The organism is Streptomyces sp. NPDC051555, assembly GCF_044454405.1.
Taxonomy (GTDB): domain Bacteria; phylum Actinomycetota; class Actinomycetes; order Streptomycetales; family Streptomycetaceae; genus Streptomyces.
On sequence record NZ_JBITDP010000004.1, the window covers coordinates 414260 to 440699 of the forward strand.

Consider the following 26440-nt stretch of genomic DNA (forward strand, 5'->3'; position numbering starts at 1 on the left):
GTCCGGGGGCGCCGAAAGGAGCGAACCGCGAATCGATCATGTTCGAACCGCCGCGGGGCGGGACTTCGGCCCTGGCCACCCGGTACGGTCGTGCCGTGTCCGCCGATCCACCGCACCGCGCCGTCGAAGTCCGCCGGAGTGCGCGCCGCCGAAGGACCGTCTCCGCCTACCGCGAGGGTGATCGGACGGTCGTGCTCATCCCTGCCCGGATGTCCGAGGCGGAGGAGCAGCGCTGGGTGGGCGTGATGCTCGACAAGCTCGCCGCGCAGGAGAGCAAGCGGACCCTGGGGGACGCGGAGCTCACCGAGCGCGCCGCGCGTCTGTCCGAGCAGTACTTCGGCGGCCGCGCGCGCCCCGGCTCGGTCCGCTGGGTCACCAACCAGAACACCCGCTGGGGCTCCTGCACCCCCGCCGAGGCCAGCATCCGGCTGTCCCACCGCCTCCAGGGCATGCCGGAGTACGTGCTGGACTACGTCCTGCTGCACGAGTTGGCCCACCTGCTGGTCCCCGGGCACGGCCCGAGCTTCTGGCAGCTCCTGGAGGCGTACCCCCGTACGGAGCGGGCGCGCGGCTACCTCGAAGGCGTGGTCGCGGCGGAGCGCCTGCCCAAGGTCCCGGCCGCGCGCGAGGAATGAGCACGCGCCGCCGTGCCCCCGCGTGCCCGCGCCGCCGTGCCCCGCGACGTGACCCGTCCGTGATGTGTACCGGGTCGGTACCGGCTTGGTTCGATGTCGGCGGGAGCCGTTAGCCTGACGGGCACGCATTCATCGTCGGGATGGGGGACGGTCGTTACGTATGGCCAGGGAATTCCAGCGCGGCCACAAGGCCAAGATCAGTGATCTCACCGCGGGCACCGATCTGTACGTGGGTGTGCAGATCGCCGGGCCGGGGCTGACCTTCGACATCAGCTGCTTCGGCCTCGACGCGGAAGAGCGGCTGTCGGACGACCGCTACTTCATCTTCTTCAACCAGCCCAAGTCGCCCGAGGAGTCCGTCCAGCTCCTCGGCCGGCAGTCCGGTGACAGCGAATCCTTCCGGGTGACCCTGGACCGCATCCCGGCGGGCATCCGCAAGCTCTCCTTCACGGCGACGATCGACGGCGCCGGCCAGATGTCCCAGATCGGTCCGGGTTACATCCGGGTCGTCGCGGGCGGCGAGGAAGTGGTCCGCTACTCCTTCACCGGCGCGGAGTTCAGCACCGAGCGCGCCGTGATGCTGGGCGACTTCTACTTCAAGGACGCGTGGCGCTTCGCCGCCGTCGGCCAGGGCTTCGACGGCGGCCTGGAAGCGCTGCTGAAGAACTTCGGCGGCGAGGTCGCCGAGGAGGAGGCCCCTGCCCCGCAGCAGCAGGCCCCGCAGCAGGGCGCCGCGCCCTCCTTCGCGCCCCCGGCCTTCGCCGCCCCGCCCGGGGCCCCCGCGCAGGCCGCGCCGCCGCAGCAGCCGCAGTACCAGCAGCCGCCGCAGCAGGCCCAGCCGCCGCAGCACACGCCGCCCCCGGCCCCCGCGCCGTACGCCGCGCCGCCGCAGCCCGCCCCCGCGATGCACGCCGCGCCCACGATGGTGGGCCCGCTCGCACCGGCCCCGGCGGCCCCCGGGCCGTACGGCCAGCCCGTGCACCCGCCGCAGCCGCCGCCGAGCCCGTCGTACGGGCGCCAGGTACCGGGCCAGACTCCAGGCGGCTACCCGCCGCCGCCCGCCCCGGCCGGTCCCTACGGCCAACCGCCGCAGCCCTCGTACGGACACCAGGTCCCCGGCCAGGCCCCCGGCGGCTACCCGCCGCCCGGCGCGCCCGGGGCCCCGTACGGTCAGCAGCCCGGCATGGCAGCGCAGACCCCCGCCGCCCCCGGCCTCACCTCCGCCCTCCAGCTCTACAAGGAGGCCCCCACCGGCGCCCGCTGGACCGCGCAGAACCACCAGCTCATGCGCGTCGACCTGGGCATCGGCGGCCAGCCCGTCCTCGCCCGCCAGGGCAGCATGGTGCTGTACCAGGGCAAGGTGGACTTCAGCTACAAGGGCGCGGGCTTCGCCGGCCGCATCGTCGGCAACGCCACCGGCCAGGAGATGCAGCTCATGCGCTGCACCGGCCGCGGCCAGGTCTTCCTCGCCGAGAACGGCACCCACCTGCACGCCATCGAGCTCCAGGGCGACGGGATCTGCGTCTCCGCCGAGAGCGTGCTCGCCTTCGACGAGTCGCTCCAGCACGAGGTGCGCCGCATCGAGGGCCACGGCATTCCGGGCGGCGCCCTGTTCACCATGCAGTTCCAGGGCTCCGGCACGGTCATCGTCAAGACGCACGGCACCCCCGTGGTCCTGCCGGTCACCCCGACGACCTTCGCCGACAGCAATGCGATCGTCGCGTGGTCCGCGGGCGCCCAGGTGGTCATTTCCAGCCAGGTCCGGCTGCGCCGCAACGCCTACCCCGGGCACAGCGGGGAGACCGTGAACCTCCAGTTCCGGGGAGCCCCCGGAAACTTCATCATCGTCCAGCCCTACGAGGTCTGAGGGAGCCCGCCATGAACGCAATGAACGCCATGAACCCGCAGCTCGCCGGCTACGCCCCGACCCCCGTCGCGGCCCGCATGGAGAACCACGGACGCGCCATGCTCAAGGTCGCCATGCAGAGCGGCCACGACCTCTTCGCGCGCACCGGCTCGATGGTCGCCTACGAGGGCTTCGTGCAGTACGAGCCCAACCCGCCCGCCGTGCGCCAGATGGCCTCGCAGTGGCTGACGGGCGAGGGCGCACCGCTGATGAAGTGCACCGGCGACGGCCTGCTCTACCTCGCCGACTACGGCGCGGACGTCGTCGTCATCAACCTCAACAACGACGCCCTCTCCGTCAACGGCACCAACCTGCTCGCCTTCGACGCCCATCTCACCTGGGGCGTCGAGCGGGTCAAGGGGCTGGCGAAGTTCGCGGGCCAGGGGCTGTTCAACGTCCAGGTCTCCGGCACCGGCTGGGTCGCCCTGACCTCACGCGGCACGCCGATCGTGGTCGACTGCGGCCGTGGCGAGGACGAGACGTACGTCGACCCGGACGCGCTCGTCGCCTGGTCGCCGAACCTCAAGGTCAAGGGCAAGCGCAGCTTCAAGGCCTCGTCGATGATCGGCCGCGGCAGCGGGGAGGCCTTCCAGATGGCCTTCTCCGGCCAGGGCATCGTCGTCGTACAGCCGAGCGAGGACAGCACCGACCGGCTCCGGGCCCGGGGCTGAGGGGGAGCGGACACATCATGCAAAGTGCACTTTTCGGCCACTCCGAGGCGCAGTCCCAGGAGCGGTACGTCGTCCAGAACCCGCAGATGCTGCGGGTCTCCCTCACCGGCCAGGACGACGTCCTCGCCCGCAAGGGATCGATGGTCGCCTACCAGGGCCTGATCGACTTCGACGGCGAGTACCAGAGCACCAATCAGCGCAACGCCCGCGCCCGCACCGGTGAGGGCCTCGACCTCATGCGCTGCTCGGGGCAGGGGACGGTGTACTTCGCCAACCTCGCCCAGGACGTGCACGTGGTGGACGTCGACCAGGACGGTCTGACCGTGGACAGCAGTTACGTCCTCGCCCTCGACTCCACCCTGCACGCCGAGGCGATCGCGGTCGACAGCCAGTACGGCATCTCCGGCTCGGGGAAGTACCAGCTGAACATCACCGGCCGCGGCAAGGTCGCCCTGATGACCTCGGGGCAGCCGCTGATGCTCCAGATCACGCCCGACAAGTACGTCAACGTCGACGCGGACGCCATCGTCGCCTGGTCCACCTCGCTGCGCGTGCAGATGCAGGCGCAGACGCACTCCACCGGCGTGTGGCGGCGCCGCGGGAACACCGGCGAGGGCTGGGAGCTCAGCTTCCTCGGCCAGGGCTTCGCGCTGGTGCAGCCCAGCGAGCTGCTCCCGCCGCAGAACGCGCAGCTCGGCCAGGGCCTCGCCGCGCAGTACGGCATGGGCCAGCAGGGCGCCCAGGCGCAGAACCAGAACAACGCCTGGAACTGACGCCCGGCACTACGCCCGTGCGACGCGCGACGCCCGACGGCAACGCCGCGGGGGCGGACCCGGACCCTTCAGGATCCGGGTCCGCCCCCGCGCACCGGGCCGCCGGGCGTCAGAGCCGCGCCCGGGTCGCCTCCAGCAGCCTGACCACCGAGTCGTCCGCGACGGCGGCCACCTCGTCGTAGGCGAACCAGCGCAGGTCCAGGGACTCGTCGCTGATCGCCGCCTCCGCGCCGGCCGGGGCCAGCGCGGCGTACTGCACGTCCAGGTGCCAGTTGCAGGGCGCCGGAATGGGGTGCCGGTCCAGCCGCACCGGACCCCCGGGCAGCAGCGTCAGCCCGGTCTCGATCCCGGACTCCTCGCGGGCCTCGCGCAGCGCGGCGTCCACGACCGTGCGGTCATCGCTCTCGCAGTGCCCGCCCATCTGCAACCACATGCCGAGCTTCTTGTGCAGCGTCAGCAGCACGCGGCCGCGCACGGGGTCGATCACCAGCGCGCTGGCGGTGACGTGCCCGGCCTCGCACGGCTTCCACATCCCGTCCGGGTGGGCGGCCAGGTGCTCCAGGTACACCTCGCGGAGCCCGGCCTGCTCGCCCTGGCCGTCGTACTCCTTCAGGACGCGGACCGCGTCGTCGTACAGACTCACTTGGTGTCGTCACCGTCCTGCTCGCGCTTCTCGGCGGCCTCGCCGAGCATCTTGTCGAGCTCCGAGAAGTCCAGCTGCTCGCGGTGCACGAAACCGTCCGGGTCGTCCAGGTCGGAGGCCGTCGGCAGCATGTCCGGGTGCTCCCACAGCCCGTCGCGGCCGTCCACGCCGCGCGCGTCGGTGAGCGAGGCCCACAGCCGCGAGGCGTCCCGCAGCCGGCGCGGACGCAGCTCCAGACCGATCAGGGTCGCGAAGGTCTGCTCGGCCGGACCGCCCGAGGCACGGCGCCTGCGCAGCGTCTCGCGCAGCGCGTCGGCCGAGGTCAGACGGGGCTTGGCGGCCTCGTGCACCACGGCGTCCACCCAGCCCTCGACCAGCGCGAGCGCGGTCTCCAGACGGGCCAGGGCCGCCTTCTGCTCGGGGGTGTCCTGGGGCTGGAACATGCCGCCCTGGAGTGCTTCCTGCAGCTGCTCCGGATTCGACGGGTCGAGCTGGCCGACCACGTCCTCCAGCTTCGAGGTGTCGACCTTGATGCCGCGCGCGTATCCCTCGACGGCGCCGAACAGGTGCGAGCGCAGCCACGGCACGTGGGCGAAGAGCCGCTGGTGGGCGTCCTCGCGCAGGGCCAGGTAGAGGCGCACCTCGTCCGAGGGGACGCCCAGGTCCTTGCCGAACGCCGCCACGTTCAGCGGCAGCAGGGCCGCCCGGCCCGCCGGGCCCAGCGGCAGCCCGATGTCGGTGGAGCCGACGACCTCGCCCGCGAGCGTGCCCACGGCCTGGCCGATCTGCTGGCCGAACATCGCGCCGCCCATGGAGCGCATCATGCCGAGCAGCGGGCCCGCCATGGCCTGCATCTCCTCGGGCAGGACGTCGCCCATGGCCGCGCCCACCCGCTCGGCGACCGGGTCGACCAGTTCCTTCCACACCGGCAGGGTCGCCTCGACCCACTCGGCGCGGCTCCAGGCCACGGCCGTACCGGCGCCCGACGGCAGGGACGTGACGGAGTCCAGCCAGAGGTCCGCCAGCCGCACGGCCTCCTCGACCGCCGACTTCTCGGCCGGGCCGATGCTCGCGTCCTTCACGCCGTCCGCGGTGCCCTGCGCGACGGTCTGGCGGGCGATGTCCTTGGCCATGTCCCAGTTCACGGGACCGCCCTCGTAGCTGAGCATCTGGCCCAGCTGCTGGAAGGCCGCGCCCAGGTCGTTCGGGTTCATCGAACCGAACATCGCGGCGAACGGATTGTCCGCGCCACCGGGGCCGCCGGCGCCCGGCAGTCCGGCCCCGGGGAACCCGAACGGATTCGCCGGGCCGCCCTGACCGCCCTGATCGCCCTTCTTCTTGCCCTCGTCGCCGTTGTCCGGCTCCTCCGGCGGAAGGCCGAATCCGAATGGGGTGTCGCTCACGGGTTTCCTCGGCTCGTAGGGCCGTCGGCGGGAGCCGACGGGCAATGGTCCGACAACACCACCCAGCGTAGACACCACAGCCGCATCCGGGCTCGGTGCTCCGCCGACTCCTGGGCTGCGGCAGGATGGACATCACCTGGTAGGTGAGCGTCATGACGCTCACCTACTGAAGACAACCGCTGGAGACGCCCGGTGAGTTCCCCAGATCCGCAGGTTCGAGAGCCGCACGGCGACGAGAACCACCCTGACCACGACGAGCGCCCCGAGAGCGTTCGCCAGTCGCGAAACCCGTCGTCGCGGGGCCCCGTCGTCGCCGTGACCGGCGCCGCGGCGGGGGTCGGCGCTGCCCTGGTCGCCCGGCTCGCGGCCTCCGACGAGGTCAAGCAGGTCATCGCGATCGACGAGCGGCGCGGTGACTGCGCGAGCGCGCAGTGGCACGTCCTGGACGTACGGGACCCCGCGATCGCCGAGAAGCTGCGCGGCGCCGACGTGGTCGTCCACCTCGCGCTCGACCTCGACCTGGAGACCGACCCGGCGGCCCGCACCGCGTACAACGTGCGCGGGACCCAGACCGTGCTCACGGCCGCCGCGGCGGCCGGGGTGCACCGGGTCGTGCTCTGCACCTCCGCGATGGTCTACGGCGCCCTGCCGGACAACGACATCCCGCTCACCGAGGACTCCGAGCTGCGGGCCACCGCCGAGGCCACCGGCGTCGGCGACCTGCTGGAGATCGAACGCCTCGGCCGTCGGGCCCCGCGCGCGCACCCGGGGCTCAATGTCACGGTGGTGCGCCCGGCCGTGCTGGTCGGGGGTACGGACACGGCCCTGACCCGCTACTTCGAGTCGCCGCGCCTGCTGGTGGTCGCCGGGTCCCGGCCGACCTGGCAGTTCTGCCACGTCGAGGACCTGGTCAGCGCCCTGGAGTACGCGGCGCTGGAGAAGGTGGAGGGCGAGCTGGCCGTCGGTTGCGAGGGCTGGCTGGAGCAGGAGGAGGTCGAGGAGCTGAGCGGGATCCGCCGGATGGAGCTGCCGTCCGCCGTCGCGCTCGGCGCCGCGGCGCGGCTGCACCGGATCGGGCTCACGCCGTCGCCGGCCGGTGACCTCGCGTACACGATGCACCCGTGGGTGGTCAGCGTCAGTCGGCTGCACGCGGCGGGGTGGCGGCCGCGCTGGACCAACGAGGAGGTGCTGGCCGAGCTGCTCCAGGAGGTCGCCGGCCGGCACACGGTCGCCGGGCGGCGGCTCGGCCGCAAGGACGCGACGGCCGCGGGGGCCGCGGGAGCGACGGTGGCGCTGCTGGGCGCGGCCGCCGTGGTCCGCGCCGCCCGCCGCCGCCGAGGCCTCTGACCGGCCCCTGCCCTCAATCGCCGGGCGGGCTTCAGGCGGCCGACTTCCGGCCCGTTTCAGCCTCGCCCGGGGGCACCTCCCAGCGGTAGCTGGGGGAGTTTGAGGCGCCGCCGGAGGCCCCACGGACGGTTCGCCGACGGTCGGCGCCTGGCTCCCCGCCGTGCTCGGCCGGCGCTGCCTCCGGCGGGCCCTCGATCGCCGGGCGGGCTTGATCAGCCTCCGGCGGGCCCTCAAGCGCCGGGCGGGCTTGATTCGGCTGCCTCCAGCCCCGGCGGCGTTCGAGGCGTTCGGGCCCGGGTTCTGTAGGAGGCTCCATACACGGGGGGTGTGCGACCGGTCGAATCGGCTATTCCGCGATGTGAGAACCGTGGTGCACGATGAGTGCATGGCTCCGCACTTCGACCACCCCGGCGAGCAGGCCGCCCCGGACCCGATCCGACTGCTCGCGATCCGCGACACCCCGCTCTCGCTCGACGAGGTCTTCCGGGCCGTCGGCGACGACGCGACGGGAGGCACCGCGCTCTTCGTCGGCACCGTGCGCGACCACGACGGCGGGGCGGACGTCGACGCCCTCGGCTACTCCTGCCACCCGACGGCCGAAGCCGAGATGCGCCGCGTCGCCGAGCGCGTCGTGGCCAAGTACCCGGTCCGCGCCCTGGCCGCCGTCCACCGCGTCGGTGACCTCGGGGTCGGCGACCTCGCCGTGGTGGTCGCCGTGTCGTGCCCGCACAGGGGCGAGGCCTTCGAGGCCTGCCGGATGCTGATCGACGACCTCAAGCACGAGGTGCCGATCTGGAAGCACCAGACCTTCTCGGACGGCACCGAGGAGTGGGTCGGCGCCTGCTGAGGCGCGCCCCGCACCCCCGCGTCCGCACCCGAACGGACGCGCAACACGCCCTCGATTTGCGTAACCCCGCCCCGGGCACGAGCGTTGGATCAACAAACGGTTCGTTCTCGGGGTAGGGAGCACGCACATGGGTTCTTTGGCGTGGTTGCTGATTCCGCTTTTCGCCGCCATCGGCGCAGCGATATGGGGAAGCTGGGCGGCCCGCGACCGCACTTCCGGCGACATATCCGAACTCGCCGGCTACGCACGATTCCGCGAGGTCATGGGTACAGGCCAGGCCGACAAGGCCAAGGCGCATTCCGGTTCCGACGCCCTCTGACGCGTCCCGTGAATGGCCCGCCGGGCGTCCGACCCACCTCCCCACCGGGAACCCCCGGGCGCATCCCGTGCACCACCCCGTACGGACCGGCCCCACGGGCCGCCCCACAGGGCCGTCACGTACTGTCGATCCATGCCACGCCGCACTGCGACGATGCTCGCGTCCACCCTCATGCTGTTCGCGCTGCTCTGCGCCGGAGTGTTCATCAAGGTTCCGTACTCCGAGATGAGCCCCGGCCCGACCGTGAACACCCTCGGTGACTCGCGCGGCGAGCCGGTCCTGAACATCTCGGGCCGCAAGACCTACCCGACCAGCGGTCACCTCAACATGACCACGGTCCGGGTGACCGGCGCGGACTACGACATGAACCTGCTGGAAGCGGTCTACGGCTGGGCGGCCCACGACAACATCGTGGTGCCGCACGAGAACCTGTATCCGCACGGCAAGACGGACAAGCAGTCCACGCAGGAGAACGCGGAGGAGTTCAGCCAGTCGCAGGAGAGCGCCAAGGTGGCCGCCCTCAAGCAGCTGGGCATCCCCTTCACCTCCCGCGTGAACGTCGCCACCGTGGTCAAGGGCAGCCCCGCCGAGGGCGTGCTGCACGCCGGTGACGTGATCGTCGCCGTGGACGGCGCCCCGGTGAACGACCCGGCGGACGTCGCCAAGCTGGTCACCAAGCACAAGGCGGGCGAGAAGGTCGAGTTCACCGTCATCGGTGCGGACGAGGCGGCCGCCGCGAAGAAGGCCGGGCGCGACCCCTCGGGCACCAAGAAGGTGGAGATCACCACCGGGAAGGCGCCGGAGGACGGCCACGCGGTCGTCGGCATCCGGGCCGGGACCGACCACACCTTCCCGTTCCGCATCGACATCAACCTGGCCGATGTCGGCGGCCCCAGCGCCGGCCTGATGTTCTCCCTCGGCATCGTCGACAAGCTGACGCCCCAGGACATGACCGGCGGGAAGTTCGTCGCCGGCACCGGCACCATCGACGACGCCGGTACGGTCGGCCCGATCGGCGGCATCGAGATGAAGACCATCGGCGCCCGCCAGGCCGGCGCCCAGTACTTCCTGACCCCCGCCGAGAACTGCGCGGCGGCCGCCAAGGACGTACCGGACGGCCTCACCCTCGTGAAGGTCTCGACCATCGGCGACGCCGTCAAGGCACTGGAGAAGATCAGCAAGGGGGACAAGGCCGGACTGCCGCAGTGCGGCGCGTCCTGACCCCGTCCCCCCGCCGGCCGCCCCCGGGCGTCAGGAGAAGGTGGAGGCCAGCGCCTCGGCCAGGCCCGGCACCAGAGTGGCCCCGGTGAGCACCTCGCTCGCCGCGTCCTTCTCGCGCAGCCGTACGGCCGACTCGCGCGAACCGTCGCGCAGGACGCCCACGGTCAGGCGCACCTCCTGGCGCTCCGGGTGCCCGGCGACCCACTTGGCGAGCTGCTTGTCGTTCAGGTCGGACGGCACGGCGGCCTCCGCGGACGGCGGCAGCATCAGCCGCTCCACCGTCAGCGCGCAGCCGACGACCGAAGCGGGCCAGGCGACCGTGCCCAGGAACTTGTCCAGGGCCATGCCCTTCGGGAGTTCGTCCTGCTCGATCGGGGTCAGCTGGATCTTGCCGGCGTCGTCCTGGTCGAGGCCGAGCTGCTGGGCGAGGCGGGGCTCCTGCTTGCGCAGTCGGGCCGTGTCGACGAGGGCGAAGAGCCGGGCGGGCCGGTCCCAGCCCAGGCCGGCGGCGTATTCGTCGATCTCTAGCACGGCGCGGGTCAGCGGGCTGGCCGCCATCGGAGTGCCGGGGGAGGGGGAAAGGTTGGACATGGACAACATCCTGCCTCCTTTCGACGCGATACCGGGAACTGACTAAAGCCTCAGTAAGTTGCATGAGTGGGCTCTACCATCGGGGGCCCTGCTCTTGAAAATTTTCCAGTAACACACGACACACAGCGACTTTCGAGGTGCGCACCTTGGCTTTCCAGATGCCGGACCGCGGCGGAGGCCCCTCCGGGCCACGGATGAGAGTCGGCCGCCCCTCCCGGCGCGCCCGGACTCTCCTGATGACCCTGGGAGTCCTGGCCGTCCTGGCCATGGCCTTCATCATGTTCGCGGGCTTCTGGACCGACTGGCTCTGGTTCCGCTCCGTCCACTACTCCACCGTCTTCACCACCACGCTCTGGACGAAGGTCGGCCTCTTCGCCGTCTTCGGCCTGATCATGGCCGGCGCGGTCGGGTTCAACATCTGGCTGGCGCACCGGCTCCGGCCGCCGCTCAGCGCGATGTCGATGGAGCAGCAGAGCCTCGACCGCTACCGGATGAGCGTCGCGCCGTTCAAGAAGTGGCTGCTCCTGGGCATCGCGGTGCTCGTCGGGCTGATCGCGGGCGCCTCGGCGGCCGGACAGTGGAAGACCTGGCTCATGTACGTGAACGGGGTGCCCTTCGGGCAGAAGGACCCCCAGTTCCACATGGACGTGTCGTTCTACACCTTCGACCTGCCCTGGTACCGCTTCCTGCTCGGCTTCGGCTTCGCCGCCGCCGTGCTGTCGCTGATCGCCGCGGCCATCGTGCACTACCTGTACGGCGGCCTGCGCGTCACCAGCCCGGGCGCCCGCGCGACCGCCGCCGCCACCGGACACCTCTCGGTGCTGCTCGGCATCTTCGTCTCGCTCAAGGCCGTGGCCTACTGGCTCGACCGGTACGGCCTCGCCGTGAAGTCCAGTGACTTCAAGGCCGCCGACAACTGGACCGGCCTGCGCTACGTCGACGCCAACGCCTACCTGCCGGCCAAGACCATCCTCTTCTGCATCGCCGCGATCTGCGCCGCGCTGTTCTTCGCGACGCTGTGGCGCCGCACCTGGCAGCTGCCCGTGATCGGCTTCGGTCTGATGGTGCTCTCGGCCATCCTGATCGGCGGGCTCTACCCGGCGATCGTCCAGAAGTTCCAGGTCCAGCCGAACGAGCAGGCCAAGGAGTCGCCGTACGTCGAGAAGAACATCAAGGCGACGCGCGACGCCTACGGGATCGCCGATTCCGACGTGAAGGACTACGCGGGCGTGCCCGCCGAGGGCACGGACAAGGCGAAGCTGCGGCAGGCCGCCGACACCACGGCCAGCGTCCGCCTCCTCGACCCCAACATCGTCTCCCCGGCCTTCCAGCAGCTCCAGCAGGTCAAGGGCTACTACGCCTTCCCGTCCACGCTCGCCGTGGACCGGTACAACGGCCAGGACACGGTCATCGGGCTGCGCGAGCTGAACATCGGCGGCATTCCGAAGAACAACTGGATCAACGACCACTTCAAGTACACGCACGGCTACGGCGTGGTCGCGGCCAAGGGCACCACCGTCAAGGACGGCGCTCCCGACTTCACCCAGTCCGACCTCCCCTCCAAGGGGATGTTCGGCACGGACTTCGAGCAGCGCATCTACTACGGCGAGCAGACGAAGCAGTACTCGATCGTCGGCGGACCGCAGAAGGAGCTCGACTACTCGGACGACAAGGGCGAGAAGGAGACCAGCTACACCGGCGACAGCGGGGTCAACCTCGACAACCCGATCAACCGGGCCGCCTACGCCCTCGCCTTCAGCGAGCCGCAGATCATGTACTCCGGCGCCATCGGCAAGGGCTCGCGGATCCTCTACAACCGCACGCCCAAGGAGCGCGTCGAGGCGGTCGCCCCCTGGCTGACCATCGACGGCGCGCCCTACCCGGCGGTCGTCAAGGGCCGGGTCGTCTGGATCGTCGACGCCTACACGACGACCAACGGCTACCCCTACGCCTCGCGCACCACGCTGGGCGACAGCACCGCGGACTCGCTGACCAACAGCCAGCGCGCGGTGGTGGCCCAGGAGAACCAGGTCAACTACATCCGCAACTCGGTGAAGGCCACCGTCGACGCCTACGACGGCAAGGTCAACCTGTTCCAGTGGGACACCGAGGACCCGGTCCTCAAGACCTGGATGAAGGCGTTCCCGGGCACGGTCAAGGAGAAGAGCGAGATCTCCAAGGACCTGATGGCGCACCTGCGCTACCCGCAGGACCTCTTCAAGGTCCAGCGCGAGCTGCTGACCCGCTATCACGTCACCGACCCGCAGACCTTCCTCAGCGGCAGTGAGGCCTGGGCCGTCCCGGACGACCCGACGACCAAGGGCACGGCGGTCCCGCCGTACTACCTGTCGATGAAGATGCCGGGCCAGTCCGAGAAGGACCAGGTCTTCTCGCTCACGACGACCTTCACGCCGAACGAGCGGGACAACCTGAGCGCCTTCATGGCGGTCAACGCCGATCCGGGCACCCCGGACTACGGCAAGATCCGCATCCTGAAGATGCCGACCAGCAAGCCGGTCGACGGTCCCAAGCAGGTCCAGAGCAAGTTCAACTCCGAGCCCAAGATCGCCGAGTCCATCCGCCTGCTGCGCGGTGGCGACTCCGAGGTCGAGTACGGAAACCTGCTCGCGGTCCCGCTGGACGGCGGCATGCTCTACGTCGAGCCGGTGTACGTGCGCAGTTCCGGGCTGAAGTACCCGCTGCTGCGCAAGGTCCTCGTGACCTACGGCAACCAGACGGCCTTCGAGGACACCCTGGACAAGGCGCTCGGCGTGGTCTTCGGCGCGGACACGGCGACGCCGCCGACGACGCCGAACCAGCCGCCGCCGGGCGACGGCACCACCAAGCCGCCGGCCAACCAGGACCCGACGGTCAAGGCGGCCCTCGCGGACGCCTCGAAGGCCTTCGACGACGCCGACAAGGCGATGAAGGCCGGTGACTGGGCGGCGTACGGCAAGGCGCAGGCCGACCTCTCGGCGGCGCTGAAGCGTGCGGTCGAGGCCGAGGGCAAGCTGACGACCCAGCCGAAGCCGGGGGGCTAGCCGCCCGGCGATCAAGGATGAGGGGTTCCGTTCCGCGTCGTGCTACTGTGGTTTTACCGACGCGGGGTGGAGCAGCTCGGTAGCTCGCTGGGCTCATAACCCAGAGGTCGCAGGTTCAAATCCTGTCCCCGCTACTGAAGATGAAGGCCCGGATCCATGGGATCCGGGCCTTCGTCGTGCCCGATCCTGGGCCGCGCGGCGGTGACCCGTGCCCACGGCACATGCGGGACACGCCACGCGGTAGCTGAGGTGGGTGAGTTGGGGCGGGAGCGTGTTTGACTTGTCCCACTGGGGGCAAGTCGACAAAGCGCTGTAGTGACCTCACTAGTGACCTCACTGGCTGCGACATACCAGGTGTACGCGGGTAGCAGGTGATGCGACGATGGGATTTATGGGGGACAGGTCAACTCTGCTGGAGACAGGGCGGTTTGTGAGGGCGGAGGCCGAAACGGGCACGGGAGCCGGTGAACCGGCCGTGGCCGTGAGCGCGGAGCCCGTACGGACCGGCGCCGACCAGCGGAACACGTACCGCACCGACGAGGTCTTCGACGGAGCCGAGGCCGACGCGGCGAGCGACGCCGAGTTGGAGGCCCGCCACCGCGGAGCCGCCGACAAGGGCGACCCCGGCGCCATGAGCGTGCTCGGGGCGCTGTTGCTGCGCCGCGGCGACCTGGCCGGGGCCGAGCCGTACCTGCGCGGAGCCACGGCCGCGGGAGACCGCGCGGCCGCCAACAACCTGGGCGTCCTGCTGCACCAGCGCGGCTACCCCGAGGACGCGGCCGGCTGGTGGCGGGTCGCCGCCGTGGCCGGATCCGCACCCGCCGCCCACGCGCTGGGCCGGCACTACCGCGAGCGGGGCGACGAGCCCGCCGCCGAGTACTGGCTGCGCCAGGCAGCGGAGTCCGGCCACGCCCTGGGCGCCTTCGGGCTCGCCGACCTGCTGGCCCACCGCGGGGACGGCGGGGCGGAGCGGTGGCTGCGCGCCGCCGCCGAACAGGGCCACCGCGAGGCCGCCTACCGGCTCGCCCGGCACCTGCGCCGCCGCGAGCCCGCCGAGGCCGAGCAGTGGTACCGCCAGTCCGCCGCGCGCGGCCACCGCCGCGCCGCGCTGCACCTGGGCGCCCTGTTGGAGGCGCGCGGGGAGCTCAAGGAGGCCGGCCGCTGGTACCTCAGCTCCGCCAAGCAGGGCGAGGCGCGGGCCGCCTGCGCCCTGGGCTTCCTGCTGCGCGACGCCGGGGACGAGGACAACGCCGTCACCTGGTGGCTGCGGGCCGCCCAGGACGGCGACGGCAACGCGGCCAACGCGCTGGGCGCGCTGCACGCCGCGCGCGGGGAGACGCAGACCGCCGAGCGCTGGTACCGCAGCGCCATGGACGCGGGCGACCAGAACGGCGCGTACAACCTCGCCCTGCTCTGTGCGGCGCAGGACCGGACCGCGCAGGCCGAGCAGTGGTACCGCCGCGCCGCCTACGCCGGGCACCGCGAGGCGGCCAACGCGCTCGCCATCCTGCTGCTCCAGGGCGGCGACGCGGCCGGGGCCGAGCCGTGGTTCTCCAAGGCGGCGGAGGCGGGCAGCGTGGACGCCGCCTTCAACCTGGGCATCCTCTTCGCCAGCCGCGACGAGGACCGTACGGCGCTCAAGTGGTACGAGCGGGCGGCCTCGGCCGGGCACACGGACGCGGCCCTCCAGGTCGGCATCGCGCTGGTCCGCGACGGCGAGGAGCGGGCGGCCGAGCGGCACCTGCGCTGCGCGGCGGGCGGCGGCAGCGCGGAGGCCGCGTTCCGGCTGGCCGCGCTGCTGGAGTCGCTGGCCCCGCCGCCGGAGCCGGTGGCGCTGGGCGAGCCGATCGGCGGCGCGCCCAAGTCCGAGAGCGAGGAGTGGTACGAGCGGGCCGCCGAGGAGGGCCACCGCCGGGCCCAGGTCCGGGTGGGCATGATGGCCGCCGGGCGCGGTGACATGGTCGCGGCGGCGCGGTGGTACCGGGAGGCGGCGGAAGCCGGCTCCCGCAACGGCGCCTTCAACCTCGGGGTGCTGCTGGCCCGCGAGGGCAGCGAGCCCGAGGCCGCCCTGTGGTGGACCCGGGCCGCGGTGGCGGGGCACGGCCGCGCCGCGCTGCGGCTGGGGCTCTTCGCCGCGCGGCACGGGGACCTGGCCGAGGGGCAGAAGTGGTGCGCGCGGGCCATGGAGCTGGGGCCGGCGGAGGTCTCGGAGCGGGCCGCGCGGCTGCGCGAGGCGCTGGCCGAGGAACTGTCGGCCTGAGCCGGCGGCCCCGCGGGGCCGCCGTTCAACGGATTTGCTCCCGCAGGCGACCTTCGCGTAGAGTCAGGTTTACCGACGCGGGGTGGAGCAGCTCGGTAGCTCGCTGGGCTCATAACCCAGAGGTCGCAGGTTCAAATCCTGTCCCCGCTACTGAATGACCGAAGGCCCGGATCCCCTGGATCCGGGCCTTCGGTCGTTTCCATGTGCGCAGACCGTACGACGAAGGGCCGGGGTGGCGACCCCGGCCCTTCGTCGTACGTCGAACGTGCTGCTAGGCGCCCGCGCAGTTCGGGCAGATGCCCCGGTAGGTCACCTCGACCGCGGAGACGGCGAAACCGAAGCGCTCGCTGTCGGGCAGGTCGGCCAGCGGGTTGCCCGCCGGGAAGACGTCGCGGATCGCCCCGCACTGGGCGCAGACCAGGTGCTGGTGCGGGCGGTGCGCGTTGGGGTCGTAGCGCTTGGCGCGCCGGTGGTCCGTCGACACTTCGAGGATCTCACCCAGAGTGACGAGTTCGCCCAAGGTGTTGTAGACCGTCGCCCGGGAAATCTCCGGGAGCCTGGTCACGGCGCGCGCGTGTACCTCGTCCGCCGTCAGGTGAACGTGGTCACCGTCGAGCACCTCGGCCACGACTCGCCGCTGGGCAGTCATGCGCCAGCCGCGTCCGCGAAGTCTCTCCAGCAGGTCACTCATAGACGCCAGCCTAACAGCGAGGTGACTCGGTGTAGATCCCGAATCAGTGTGGACTTGGATGCTTACTTGACTTAGACAAAGTCCATCGTAGGATCGGTTACGGCAAACGCCAAGGACAGGACTTGCAGGAATGACGCAGGAGGCGCACGTGACGCAGGGACCGCTCACCACGGAGGCCGGGGCTCCGGTCGCCGACAACCAGAACAGCGAGACCGCGGGCGTCGGCGGCCCCGTCCTGGTCCAGGACCAGCTGCTGCTGGAGAAGCTCGCGCACTTCAACCGCGAGCGCATCCCGGAGCGCGTCGTGCACGCCCGTGGCGCGGGTGCCTACGGCACCTTCACCCTCACCCGTGACGTCTCCGAGTGGACCCGGGCGAAGTTCCTCTCCGAGGTCGGCAAGCAGACCGAGACCTTCCTGCGCTTCTCCACCGTCGCCGGCAACCTCGGTAGCGCGGACGCGGTGCGTGACCCCCGCGGCTGGGCGCTGAAGTTCTACACCGAAGAGGGCAACTACGACCTCGTCGGCAACAACACCCCGGTGTTCTTCATCAAGGACGCCATCAAGTTCCCGGACTTCATCCACACCCAGAAGCGCGACCCGTACACGGGCTCGCAGGAGGCCGACAACGTCTGGGACTTCTGGGGCCTGTCGCCCGAGTCGACCCACCAGGTGACCTGGCTCTTCGGTGACCGCGGCATCCCGGCGTCCTACCGCCACATGAACGGCTACGGCTCGCACACGTTCCAGTGGAACAACGAGGCCGGCGAGGTCTTCTGGGTCAAGTACCACTTCAAGACCGACCAGGGCATCAAGAACCTCACCCAGGCCGAGGCCAACGTCCTCGCGGGCGAGGACGCCGACTCGCACCAGCGCGACCTGCGCGAGTCGATCGAGCGCGGCGACTTCCCGACCTGGACCGTGCAGGTCCAGATCATGCCCGCGGCCGAGGCGGCCCAGTACCGCTTCAACCCGTTCGACCTCACGAAGGTGTGGCCGCACGAGGACTACCCGCCGATCGAGATCGGCAAGCTGGAGCTCAACCGCAACCCGGAGAACGTCTTCGCCGAGGTCGAGCAGTCGATCTTCTCCCCGGCGCACTTCGTCCCCGGCATCGGTCCGTCCCCGGACAAGATGCTCCAGGGTCGCCTCTTCGGCTACGGCGACGCCCACCGCTACCGCGTCGGCATCAACGCCGACCACCTGCCGGTGAACCGCCCGCACGCCACCGAGGCGCGCACCAACTCCCGTGACGGCCACCTCTACGACGGTCGCCACGCGGGTGCGAAGAACTACGAGCCGAACAGCTTCGGCGGCCCGAACCAGACGGACCGTCCGCTGTGGGAGCCGCTCCCCGTCACCGGGGGCACCGGCAACCACCCGGCCGCGGTGCACAGCGAGGACACCGACTTCGTCCAGGCCGGCAACCTCTACCGCCTCTACTCGGAGGACGAGAAGTCCCGCCTGATCGAGAACCTGTCGGGCTTCATCGCCAAGGTCTCGCGCGACGACATCGTCGAGCGCGCGATCAACAACTTCCGCCAGGCGGACGGCGACTTCGGCAAGCGGCTCGACGCCGCGGTCCAGGCCCTTCGCGGCTGATCGGATCTCTTGTCGTAGGCGACGGGCCGGGACCCCCACGGGGGTGCCGGCCCGTCGGCCTTCCCGCCCGCTTCCCGGGCGGGCGCGCGGGAAGGCGGGTCGGGCTCAGCGCAAGGGGGACGGGGAGGGCAGGATCGTACGCCGCTGCGGCAGCCAGCACCGGATGATGTCGCGCACGGAGACGATGCCCACCGGCCCGCCGTCCTCCAGCACGATCAGATGCCGGAAGCCGCCGCGGACCATGGCCTCGGCGGCTTCGTTCAGCGTGGCGTCGGGAGTGCAGAACACCACGTCGGTAGTGGCGTGCGCGCTCAGGATCTCGCGGTCGGGGTCGTGCCCCGCGCCGATCGAATTGAGGATGTCACGTTCGGTCAGGATGCCGATGCCGCTGTGTTCCGGATCGAGCACGACGGCCGCGCCGACGTGCCGGCCGGACATCAGACACGCGGCCTGCCGGAGGGTGTGGGTGGGACCGAGGGTGAGGATCAGGGTGCTCATGGCGTCACGGACAAGCATCATGAAGACAGCCACCTCCTAGGGGTGAGACCCTCCGCCCGGTTCACAAACCCACAAGCGGAGGAGCCCCAGATTCCCACGGACACGGAGTGTCATCAAGAGGGCGCACTCAGTCGCTCGGGCGCAAGTACCCGAGCAGCTCATCGTGCAGTACGCCGTTGGACGCCGCCGCGTTGCCGCCGTGCACGCCGTCGATCCCGTCCAGGCCGGTGAAACGCCCCCCGGCCTCCTGTACGACGATCGCGTTCGCCGCCATGTCCCACAGGGACAGCTCCGGCTCCGCGCAGATGTCCACCGCACCCTCGGCGACGAGCATGTACGGCCAGAAGTCCCCGTACGCCCGGGTCCGCCACACCGCGCGGGTCAGGTCCAGGAAACCGGGCAGCAGCCCGCGCTCCTCCCAGCCGCCCAACGAGGCGTACGAGAAAGAGGCGTCGGCCAGGGAGGCGACCTTGGAGACCCCGATCCGGGTCCCGTCCGCCGGCCCGCGCCCCGTGTACGCCCCGCCGCCCTCGGCGGCCCACCAGCGACGGCCCAGCGCGGGCGCGGACACCACGCCGACCACCGGCCGCCAGGTGCCGTCGGCGCCCTCCACCATCAGGGAGATCAGCGTGGCCCACACCGGGACCCCGCGCACGTAGTTCTTCGTACCGTCGATGGGGTCGACCACCCAGCGCCGCGGGCCCGTGCCCTCGACCCCGTACTCCTCGCCGAGGATCGCGTCCTGCGGCCGCGCGGCCAGGATGCCCGCGCGGATCAGCTCCTCCGCGGCCCTGTCGGCCTCGCTCACCGGAGTCATGTCGGGCTTGGTCTCGACCTTGAGGTCGAGGGCCTGGAAGCGGGCCATCGTGGCCACGTCGGCGGCGTCGGCGAGCTCGTGGGCAAGGCGAAGGTCATCGTCATACTCGGGCATGGCCGAACAGTATCGACATCGGATCGGCCGGACCAACGGTGTCCACGATCAAGCCGCACACCGGCCGACGGCCGCTCTTGACAGGCTCCGCGCACGCGTCAACCCTGACGGACAGACGAGCGGAGGCGAAGATGCCGGCAGCGCGGGAGTCCTTGCTTGAGGCGGCGGTGGCGGCGCTCGCGGCGCGCCCGTGGCCCGTGGTGCGGATGGTGGAAGTGGCCGCCGCGGCCGGGGTGTCCCGGCAGACCCTCTACAACGAGTTCGGCGGCAAGGACGGCTTGGGCCGGGCCCTGGTCCGCCGCGAGACCGACCGCTACCTCGCCGGAGTGGACCGGGTGCTCGGCGCCGAGGAGGGCGCCCACGAGCGGATGGCCGAGCTGGCGAGCTGGACCGTACGCACCGCCCGCGCGCACCCGTTGTTACGGGCCCTGCTCACCGGATGCTGGGACGCGCGGCTCCCGCTGCTCGTGCCCGGACCGCGCCCGGAGGAGCTCACCCGGGCGGTCCGGGACCGGGCCGCCGCCGCGCTCGCGCCGGGGGAGTGGACCGCGTACCGGTGCGAGCTGGTCGTGCGCCTCGCCCTGTCCTATGTGGTCGCGCCCGGCGGGGACGCCCCGCTGGGGGACCTCGCCCTCTTCGGGCCGGGCCGCGGGCTCAGTGCGCCGAACCGGACAGCTGGAGACCGATGACCCCGAGGATGACCAGCGAGATCGAGACCAGCTTGAGGGTGGAGACCAGGTCGCCGAGGAAGATCATGCCGTAGATGGCGGTACCGGCCGCGCCGATGCCCGTCCAGACCGCGTAGGCGGGACCGACGTCGAGCTTCTTCAGCGCCATCGTGAGCAGGCCGAAGCTGCCGAGGGCGAAGCACGCGAAGGCGATGGTCGGCCACAGCCGGGTGAAACCGTGGGACAGCTTGAGGCAGACCGCGAAACCGGTCTCCAGGATTCCCGCGACCACGACGAGCAGCCACGCCATGTCGAATGCCTCCCCGCGCTCGTGCGGCCCGGCTCGCGCCGGCGCCGCTTGGTGCGATTATGCATTTACCAGACACGGCGTCCGGCAAACCCCGCCGGACGATCGACCACCGCCCGGCGAAGGCCGATCAGTCGCCCTCGCGGCGCTCACGCGTCTGGAGCAGCCGTCGCAGCGAGTACAGCCGCGCCGGATCCGCGTGACCGTCCTCCACCCACTGGTCCAACGCGCAGTCCGCCTCGTCGTGACTGCACGCGCGCGGGCAGCCCTCGGTCCCCGGCACCAGCTCCGGGAAGGCCAGGATCACCCGGGACGGGTCCACGTGGTGCAGGCCGAAGGAGCGCACGCCCGGGGTGTCGATGACCCAGCCGTCCCCGCCCGGCAGCGGCAGCGCGAGGGCCGAGGTGGTGGTGTGCCGGCCGCGGCCGGTCACCGCGTTCACCACGCCGGTGGCGCGCTTGCGGTCCTCGGCGACCAGCGAGTTCACCAGCGTGGTCTTGCCGACGCCCGAATGGCCGACGAAGGCGGTGATCCGCCCGTGCAGCCGCTCGCGCACCCGCTCGGCCGCGTCCCCGGTCGCCAGCTCCTCGCGGTTGGTGACGACGTAGTTCAGGCCGAAGGTCGAGTAGATCTCCAGGATCTTGTCCGCGGAGGTCAGGTCGGACTTCGTGAGCACCAGCAGCGGTTCGAGCCCCGCGTCGTACGCCGCCACCAGGCAGCGGTCGATCATCCGGGGCCGCGGCTCCGGATCGGCCAGTGCGGTCACGATGGCCAACTGGTCGGCGTTGGCGACGACCACGCGCTCGTACGGATCGTCGTCGTCGGCGGTGCGGCGCAGCACCGACTTGCGCTCCTCGATCCGCACGATCCGCGCCAGCGTGTCCTTCTTGCCCGACAGGTCGCCGACGATCCAGACCAGGTCGCCGACCACCGCCGCCTTGCGCCCCAGCTCGCGGGACTTCATGGCGTGGATCGGGCGGCCGTCGACCAGACAGGTCAGCCGCCCCCGGTCCACCGTTAGGACGAAGCCCTCGGCGGCGTCCTCGTGCTTGGGGCGGATGCTGGTCCGCGGCCGGTTGCCCTTGGGGTTGGGCCGCTGGCGGATGTCGTCCTCATCGGTGTGCTTGCCGTACCTGCGCATGACGGCCCCTACGCTCCCGCTCCGGTTCCGGTTCCGGTTCCGGTTCCGGTTCCCGCGAGCATGTCCGCCCACATCCGCGGGAAGTCCGGCAGGGTCTTCGCGGTCGTGGCCACGTTCTCGATCAGCACGCCCCGCACCGCCAGGCCGATCACCGCGCCCGCGGTGGCCATCCGGTGGTCGTCGTAGGTGTGGAAGGTCCCGCCGTGCAGCGGGCGCGGGCGGATGCGCAGGCCGTCCGCGGTCTCGGTGACATCGCCGCCGAGCGCGTTGATCTCCGCGGTCAGGGCCGCCAGCCGGTCCGTCTCGTGCATCCGCAGGTGCTGCACCCCGCGCAGGACCGACTCGGAGTCGGCCAGCGCGGCCACCGCCGCGACGCCCGGGGTCAGCTCGCCGACGTCACCGAGGTCCACGTCGATGCCGTGGATCTTGCCGGACCCGGTGAACACCAGGCCCGCGTCGGTCAGCTCGCACGAGCCGCCCATCTCGGTGAAGATCGCCCGCAGCGCGTCGCCGGGCTGCGTGGTGCGCCGCGGCCAGTCGGGGACGGTCACCGTGCCACCGGTGATCAGCGCGGCCGCCATGAAGGGCTGCGCGTTCGACAGGTCGGGCTCGACGACCATGTCGCGGCCCAGCAGCGCGCCGGGCGTCACCCGCCACACGTTCTTCTCGCCGCCCGCCTCGGGGGTGTCCACCTGGGCGCCGGCCGCGCGCAGCATCTCCACCGTCATCCGGATGTGCGGCATCGACGGCAGGTTGCTGCCCACGTGCCGGACCTCGACGCCCTGGTTGAAGCGCGGGGCGGAGAGCAGCAGCGCGGAGACGAACTGCGAGGAGTTGGTCGCGTCGATCTCGACCGTGCCGCCCTCCAGGGCGCCGCCGCCGTGGACGGTCAGGGGCAGCGCGCCCCGGCCGTCGTCGTCGATGCGGGCGCCCAGGGCGCGCAGTGCGTTGATGACCTCGCCGAGCGGGCGCTCGTAGGAGCGCGGGTCGCCGTCGAAGCGGATGTCGCCGGCGGCCAGGGTGGCCACGGGCGGCAGGAAGCGCATGACCGTGCCCGCGTTGCCGACGTCCACCGTCGCGGGGCCGTGCAGGGCCGCCGGGATGATCCGCCAGGCCTCGCCCGTCTCGCCGTCGCCCGCGGAGCTGGAGGAGACTGTTTCCTCGATGCCCACGCCCATGGCCCGCAGCGAGTCCGCCATCAGCTGGGAGTCCCGCGAGCGCAGCGGCCGGCGCACCCATCCGGGCTCGGCGGAGAGGGCGGCCAGCACCAGGGCCCGGTTGGTGACCGATTTGGACCCGGGGACGGTGACGGAGGCCCGCACGGGCCCGTCGGCTAGGGGGGCGGGCCAGAGGGCGGACGGCGCGGGGGTGTCGGTCATGGCCCTCACTTTAGTTGGTCGGGCCCGACCCAGATCTTGATCGGCTCACAGGTCCAGCAGCCAGCGCCCGCCGCCGATCAGCGAACACAGCGAGACGGCGTGGAAGAGGAACAGCCACATCACCGGGTGCACGTGCGTGAGCCGCCCGAGCTGGTCCGCGTCGGAGTCCGGAGCCCCGCCGCCGCGCCGCTTGTGCTGGAGCTCGAAGACCGGACGCACGCCGCCCAGCAGCAGGAACCACACCACGCCGTAGGCGAACGCCGCCTGCACCTCGGCCGGGGCCAGCCAGGACACGAGCAGGAACGCCCCGCCGGACAGGAAGACCGTCAGCACGCCGTACGCGTTGCGGATCATCAGCAGCATCGCCAGCAGCAGCGCGGTCGCCACCCACAACAGCAGGGTGATCCGATGCGCGGCGAGCAGCCAGGCCCCGCCCAGCCCCAGCAGGGAGGGCGCGGTGTAGCCGGCGGCGGCCGTCAGGATCATGCCGATCCCGGTCGGCCGGCCCCGGCTCACCGTGAGCCCGCTCGTGTCCGAATGCAGCCGGATCCCGTTGAGCCTGCGCCCGGTGAGCACCGCGACCAGCCCGTGCCCGCCCTCGTGCGCGATGGTCACGGCGTTGCGCGAGAGCAGCCAGAGCGGCCGGGGCACCACCACGGCCAGCGCGACGACGGCCGTGGCGATCACCAGCCAGAGTTCTGGCGCGGTCTGTATACCGGTGAGCCGGTCCCACAGGCCGGCGGCGGAGAGGGTGTGCGTGTCGTCCACGGGTGTGCCGGCTCCTTGCGGTGGTGATCGGGTGTCATGGCAGTCTGGCAGCCATGTGCGGTAGGTATGGAGAACGCCGACCTGACATGACGTGCCTGTGAGGGCAAAACGGCAGGTCAACGAGGTAGGGCCCCGGAGTGATCCGGGGCTTTTCTCATGCCCGTGCTGGTTCCGTGCTGGGTCCCGTGGGGTCTGTTTCGGACCGCTTGGGACCACTGAGCTGGTGCTGTGCTGACTAGGACGCCCGGGGCACTGGCAGCGGTTCCTGCCCCCGGAGCAGCGTGGGAATTCCAACGATGCTGGCCGACGTGATCCGGCCGACCGCACCGGTTTCCAGTAGTGGAAACGGGAACCCCTTGCCCCACCTACACCCGGCCGACAGCATCGGACCGGACACCAACGGCGACGAGGGGGAACAGTGGCGACCGAACTGACACGGCTGGTCGGAGACTGCGACGAGGGCGAGTGCCCCACCATCTACGCCACCGACCGGGGCACCCTCGCGTTCCAGGGAGAGGAGATCATCGACCACGGCCGAACCATCCCCGCGCACGAAACCATGGTCGAGATCCCGCTCGAACTCATCCGGAAGGCCATCCGTGACAACCTCATCTAAGTCCCTGGGGGACTGGCTCAAGGACTTCGAGCAGGAAGCGTTCCGCCTCGAAACGCTGGACGACTACAGCCAGTCGGGCGGCGTCGGCGCCTATCAAGACTTCCTCGCTGGAAAGCCTCAGCCTGAGGACTTCAAGACGGCCGACTGGGTCGCCACAGTGGGCAACGCGACTCAGGCCGGTAAGCGCATGTACCGCGTCCACATCGTCACCCGGCCCCTTACGGATTATCTCCGCTTCGAACTCGGGTGGGGATATATCCGCAACATGGCGGCCGGGGAAGAGTTCTTCATCCTCGATATCACCGAGCAGGAGAATCCCATCCCGGGTGCTCCTGACTTTTGGATGTTCGACAATCGCACGGTCGGCGCCATGAGCTACGACAGCGAGGGTAAATACCTGGGATCGGAATTCATCGGAGAAAGCCAGCTGTCAGAGTTCCTGGCTTACCGGGATTCGGCTCTGGCTGCGGCCGTGCCGTTTCCCGAATGGTGGGCACAGTACGGCGAGTGAACAGATCTAGTCTCGGGTCAGCGTTGCGGGCACTGCGGGAGTCCTCCGGCATGGAGGCCAAAGCGGTAGCCCGCAATGCTGCTATGTCCCGCTCCAAGCTCTCCAAGATTGAAAACGGCAACACGTCGCCCAGTGTCACCGACGTGGACTGCATCCTCACGGCCATAGGAGTGTCCGAGGAAGCCAAGGCCGAGTACATGGCAATCGCGAGGGCCGAAGCCACAGAGGTGACTGCATGGCGCCTCGTCCGACGCTTGGGCTACAGCCGGAAGCAGCAGCAGGTGCAGGCTGTGGAAGCCCAGACCAACCTGCTGCGCCTCTTTCAGTCATCCCTCGTTCCCGGGCTCCTTCAAACTCCGGAATACATCCGGGCTGCGTTCCTCCGGAAGAACGTCACAGAGGTCCAGCTAGAGCGCACCATTAGTGCGCGGCTGGCTCGCCAAACCGTGCTCCACGCCGAAGGCAAGGCATTCCGGTTCGTCGTCACGGAATCTGTACTTCGGTGGCGAATTGTCCCGCCGCTCGTCATGGTCGGACAACTCGACCGCCTCGTGTCCGTCTCCCGGCTTCCCAACGTTGATCTCCGTATTGTTCCGTTGGATGCCCCGCAGGCCGACTTTCCTGGGCACTCGTTCTCCATCAAGGATGATCGAACAGTAACCATCGAAATGATCCATGCCGAGACTGTGGTAACCGATCCACGGGACGTTGCCCCGTACATCGCGAAATTCGACGGGTTTGCCGGCATGGCGCTTTCTGGTGATGATATGCGCACCTTCGTTGAGTCGATCCGCGATGGGTTTTTGCGCGAACAGGAAACTGTCTAGAACGAAGTCTGTCGCTCGTACACCATTAGCGCCGATGCACGGGAACGGCAGCGAAGGGGTACGGCATGGCAAGGGCGAAGAAGGCAGAGACGCCGGAGTTCGACCGGGACGCATGGGAGTACCTGACCTATGCCCCGGGAAGCACGTGCTCCGCCTGTTCCCGCACGGTGAAGGCACTCGAACCCGTCCGCCGAGGAGTCGTCGACCGCACGTCTGGTGCGCCCGTCACCGTCTACCGGCACAACAAGTGCCCCAGCGCTCAGGCTGTGGCCGCCTGATGGAGATGCAGACCTGGCGAGACGCCTGGGGCCGGGCCGATGACGCCTCAGAGTCCATACGCGCGGCCCTGGCCGCCCTCGGCGTTTCAGAGTCCGTGTTGCGCTGCCTGCGGCCCACCGTGACGAACTCCGGCGGGTCCTACGTGGACTTCGGCAAGCTCCCGGCTGATGTGGTCGAGCTGATAGCCGAGGCTCTCCGGCACCCCGCGACTTCCGCCTGACCCAGGGCGGGGGACGGCCCGGTACAGGGCCGTCAGCAGATCAGGAAGGACAACGATGACCGACCTGTACACGCTCGACATCGACGGGGCCGCTTTCTCGAAGGCGTGCGGAGGCAACACCCACCCGAACGGCGAGGCGTGCGTGACCCTCGCCAAGATCGGCCCGGACGCGTGGGCCCTGGGTGACAGCAAGCGGCCGGAAGCGGAGCCGCTGCGCTTCACCACGGCGGAACTCGACGCGGCGGGCATCAGCCCCGCGCGGTTCGACCTTTCCGCCTGATCCACCGCACCACCTGAACTGACGGCCCTGCCCTCACGCCGACGGGTGGGGCCGTCGTCATCTCTCG

The 26440-nt window shown here is 70.8% G+C and carries 28 protein-coding genes and 2 tRNA genes; 20 read left to right on the top strand and 10 right to left on the bottom strand.

Features of this window, described 5'->3' with window-relative positions; genetic code table 11:
• Positions 1–38: 38 nt before the first annotated feature.
• The 4 genes from ACIBEA_RS13035 (at position 39) to ACIBEA_RS13050 (ending at position 3985) form a co-directional block, all read left to right on the top strand.
• On the top strand, positions 39–635 hold the full coding sequence (locus ACIBEA_RS13035) for a M48 family metallopeptidase (protein WP_399260062.1): 597 nt from the start codon (positions 39–41) through the stop codon (positions 633–635).
• Between the two features lie 160 nt (positions 636–795).
• Positions 796–2502: a TerD family protein gene (locus tag ACIBEA_RS13040; RefSeq protein WP_399260064.1), complete on the top strand. Its 1707-nt coding sequence runs from the start codon at positions 796–798 to the stop codon at positions 2500–2502.
• Positions 2503–2531: 29 nt separating this feature from the next.
• Positions 2532–3212: an AIM24 family protein gene (locus tag ACIBEA_RS13045; protein WP_351043374.1), complete on the top strand. Its 681-nt coding sequence runs from the start codon at positions 2532–2534 to the stop codon at positions 3210–3212.
• A 17-nt stretch (positions 3213–3229) separates the two neighbouring features.
• On the top strand, positions 3230–3985 hold the full coding sequence (locus tag ACIBEA_RS13050; protein ID WP_399260066.1) for an AIM24 family protein: 756 nt from the start codon (positions 3230–3232) through the stop codon (positions 3983–3985).
• A gap of 109 nt (positions 3986–4094) precedes the next feature.
• On the opposite strand, the gene ACIBEA_RS13055 is transcribed toward ACIBEA_RS13050, so the two are convergent.
• Positions 4095–4628: an NUDIX hydrolase gene (locus ACIBEA_RS13055; RefSeq protein WP_399260068.1), complete on the bottom strand. Its 534-nt coding sequence runs from the start codon at positions 4626–4628 to the stop codon at positions 4095–4097.
• Entirely contained in the window at positions 4625–6031 is a 1407-nt protein-coding gene (locus tag ACIBEA_RS13060) for a zinc-dependent metalloprotease (protein ID WP_399260070.1), read from the bottom strand. The genes ACIBEA_RS13055 and ACIBEA_RS13060 overlap by 4 nt, the downstream gene beginning before the upstream one ends.
• 192 nt (positions 6032–6223) lie before the next feature.
• Here ACIBEA_RS13060 and ACIBEA_RS13065 point away from each other — a divergent pair, with 192 nt between their 5' ends.
• The 4 genes from ACIBEA_RS13065 to ACIBEA_RS13080 all read left to right on the top strand — a co-directional run bounded on the left by ACIBEA_RS13065 (position 6224) and on the right by ACIBEA_RS13080 (position 9765).
• Complete coding sequence (locus ACIBEA_RS13065) at positions 6224–7378, top strand: SDR family oxidoreductase (protein ID WP_399260072.1); 1155 nt, start codon at positions 6224–6226, stop codon at positions 7376–7378.
• Positions 7379–7763: 385 nt separating this feature from the next.
• On the top strand, positions 7764–8225 hold the full coding sequence (locus ACIBEA_RS13070) for a molybdenum cofactor biosynthesis protein MoaE (RefSeq protein ID WP_399260074.1): 462 nt from the start codon (positions 7764–7766) through the stop codon (positions 8223–8225).
• A 127-nt stretch (positions 8226–8352) separates the two neighbouring features.
• Positions 8353–8544, top strand: a complete 192-nt coding sequence (locus ACIBEA_RS13075; RefSeq protein ID WP_399260076.1) for a hypothetical protein — start codon at positions 8353–8355, stop codon at positions 8542–8544.
• Positions 8545–8676: 132 nt separating this feature from the next.
• Positions 8677–9765 (top strand): PDZ domain-containing protein, encoded by a 1089-nt coding sequence (locus ACIBEA_RS13080; RefSeq protein ID WP_399260078.1) that lies wholly within the window; start codon positions 8677–8679, stop codon positions 9763–9765.
• 30 nt (positions 9766–9795) lie between these two features.
• On the opposite strand, the gene ACIBEA_RS13085 is transcribed toward ACIBEA_RS13080, so the two are convergent.
• On the bottom strand, positions 9796–10365 hold the full coding sequence (locus tag ACIBEA_RS13085; protein WP_399260080.1) for a PPA1309 family protein: 570 nt from the start codon (positions 10363–10365) through the stop codon (positions 9796–9798).
• Positions 10366–10514: 149 nt separating this feature from the next.
• Here ACIBEA_RS13085 and ACIBEA_RS13090 point away from each other — a divergent pair, with 149 nt between their 5' ends.
• The 4 genes from ACIBEA_RS13090 to ACIBEA_RS13105 all read left to right on the top strand — a co-directional run bounded on the left by ACIBEA_RS13090 (position 10515) and on the right by ACIBEA_RS13105 (position 15807).
• The gene (locus ACIBEA_RS13090; protein ID WP_399260158.1) at positions 10515–13397 is read left to right on the top strand and encodes a UPF0182 family protein; all 2883 of its coding nucleotides are present in this window, start codon (positions 10515–10517) and stop codon (positions 13395–13397) included.
• A gap of 60 nt (positions 13398–13457) precedes the next feature.
• Positions 13458–13531, top strand: a tRNA-Met gene (locus ACIBEA_RS13095).
• A gap of 257 nt (positions 13532–13788) precedes the next feature.
• Entirely contained in the window at positions 13789–15657 is a 1869-nt protein-coding gene (locus ACIBEA_RS13100; protein ID WP_399260082.1) for a sel1 repeat family protein, read from the top strand.
• A gap of 76 nt (positions 15658–15733) precedes the next feature.
• A tRNA-Met gene (locus ACIBEA_RS13105) sits at positions 15734–15807 on the top strand.
• Positions 15808–15928: 121 nt separating this feature from the next.
• Here ACIBEA_RS13105 and ACIBEA_RS13110 read toward each other — a convergent pair.
• Entirely contained in the window at positions 15929–16348 is a 420-nt protein-coding gene (locus ACIBEA_RS13110) for a Fur family transcriptional regulator (RefSeq protein WP_399260084.1), read from the bottom strand.
• Positions 16349–16478: 130 nt separating this feature from the next.
• On the opposite strand from ACIBEA_RS13110, the gene ACIBEA_RS13115 reads away from it, so the two are divergent.
• A complete protein-coding gene (locus tag ACIBEA_RS13115; RefSeq protein WP_399260086.1) occupies positions 16479–17948 on the top strand; it encodes a catalase in 1470 nt (489 codons plus the stop codon).
• A gap of 105 nt (positions 17949–18053) precedes the next feature.
• Here the strand turns inward: ACIBEA_RS13115 and ACIBEA_RS13120 are convergent, their stop codons facing one another.
• Positions 18054–18464, bottom strand: coding sequence for a CBS domain-containing protein (locus ACIBEA_RS13120; protein ID WP_330335180.1), 411 nt, complete (start codon positions 18462–18464; stop codon positions 18054–18056).
• A 109-nt stretch (positions 18465–18573) separates the two neighbouring features.
• Complete coding sequence (gene hisN / locus ACIBEA_RS13125) at positions 18574–19377, bottom strand: histidinol-phosphatase (RefSeq protein WP_399260088.1); 804 nt, start codon at positions 19375–19377, stop codon at positions 18574–18576.
• Between the two features lie 131 nt (positions 19378–19508).
• On the opposite strand from hisN, the gene ACIBEA_RS13130 reads away from it, so the two are divergent.
• Positions 19509–20066: a TetR/AcrR family transcriptional regulator gene (locus ACIBEA_RS13130; RefSeq protein ID WP_399260090.1), complete on the top strand. Its 558-nt coding sequence runs from the start codon at positions 19509–19511 to the stop codon at positions 20064–20066.
• On the opposite strand, the gene ACIBEA_RS13135 is transcribed toward ACIBEA_RS13130, so the two are convergent.
• From ACIBEA_RS13135 to ACIBEA_RS13150, 4 genes are all read right to left on the bottom strand, one after another.
• The gene (locus tag ACIBEA_RS13135; RefSeq protein WP_399260092.1) at positions 20032–20355 is read right to left on the bottom strand and encodes a DMT family transporter; all 324 of its coding nucleotides are present in this window, start codon (positions 20353–20355) and stop codon (positions 20032–20034) included. The two genes, ACIBEA_RS13130 and ACIBEA_RS13135, sit on opposite strands and share 35 nt — an antisense overlap.
• A 127-nt stretch (positions 20356–20482) precedes the next feature.
• On the bottom strand, positions 20483–21493 hold the full coding sequence (gene rsgA / locus ACIBEA_RS13140; protein ID WP_399260094.1) for a ribosome small subunit-dependent GTPase A: 1011 nt from the start codon (positions 21491–21493) through the stop codon (positions 20483–20485).
• An 8-nt stretch (positions 21494–21501) separates the two neighbouring features.
• Positions 21502–22872: a 3-phosphoshikimate 1-carboxyvinyltransferase gene (aroA, locus tag ACIBEA_RS13145; protein WP_399260096.1), complete on the bottom strand. Its 1371-nt coding sequence runs from the start codon at positions 22870–22872 to the stop codon at positions 21502–21504.
• A gap of 45 nt (positions 22873–22917) precedes the next feature.
• Positions 22918–23640, bottom strand: a complete 723-nt coding sequence (locus ACIBEA_RS13150) for a M50 family metallopeptidase (protein ID WP_399260098.1) — start codon at positions 23638–23640, stop codon at positions 22918–22920.
• A gap of 418 nt (positions 23641–24058) precedes the next feature.
• Here ACIBEA_RS13150 and ACIBEA_RS13155 point away from each other — a divergent pair, with 418 nt between their 5' ends.
• The 6 genes from ACIBEA_RS13155 (at position 24059) to ACIBEA_RS13180 (ending at position 26373) form a co-directional block, all read left to right on the top strand.
• Positions 24059–24256 (top strand): hypothetical protein, encoded by a 198-nt coding sequence (locus ACIBEA_RS13155; protein WP_399260100.1) that lies wholly within the window; start codon positions 24059–24061, stop codon positions 24254–24256.
• A complete protein-coding gene (locus ACIBEA_RS13160) occupies positions 24240–24767 on the top strand; it encodes a DUF6879 family protein (RefSeq protein ID WP_399260102.1) in 528 nt (175 codons plus the stop codon). The genes ACIBEA_RS13155 and ACIBEA_RS13160 overlap by 17 nt, the downstream gene beginning before the upstream one ends.
• Positions 24764–25594 carry a helix-turn-helix domain-containing protein gene (locus ACIBEA_RS13165; protein WP_399260104.1) on the top strand — a complete coding sequence of 277 codons (831 nt, stop codon included), beginning with the start codon at positions 24764–24766 and terminating at the stop codon, positions 25592–25594. Before ACIBEA_RS13160 ends, ACIBEA_RS13165 begins: the two co-directional genes overlap by 4 nt.
• Before the next feature lie 65 nt (positions 25595–25659).
• On the top strand, positions 25660–25872 hold the full coding sequence (locus ACIBEA_RS13170; RefSeq protein ID WP_399260106.1) for a hypothetical protein: 213 nt from the start codon (positions 25660–25662) through the stop codon (positions 25870–25872).
• A gap of 5 nt (positions 25873–25877) precedes the next feature.
• The gene (locus ACIBEA_RS13175) at positions 25878–26093 is read left to right on the top strand and encodes a hypothetical protein (protein WP_399260108.1); all 216 of its coding nucleotides are present in this window, start codon (positions 25878–25880) and stop codon (positions 26091–26093) included.
• Positions 26094–26148: 55 nt separating this feature from the next.
• Positions 26149–26373 (top strand): DUF397 domain-containing protein, encoded by a 225-nt coding sequence (locus ACIBEA_RS13180; RefSeq protein WP_399260109.1) that lies wholly within the window; start codon positions 26149–26151, stop codon positions 26371–26373.
• The last annotated feature ends 67 nt before the right edge of the window (positions 26374–26440 follow it).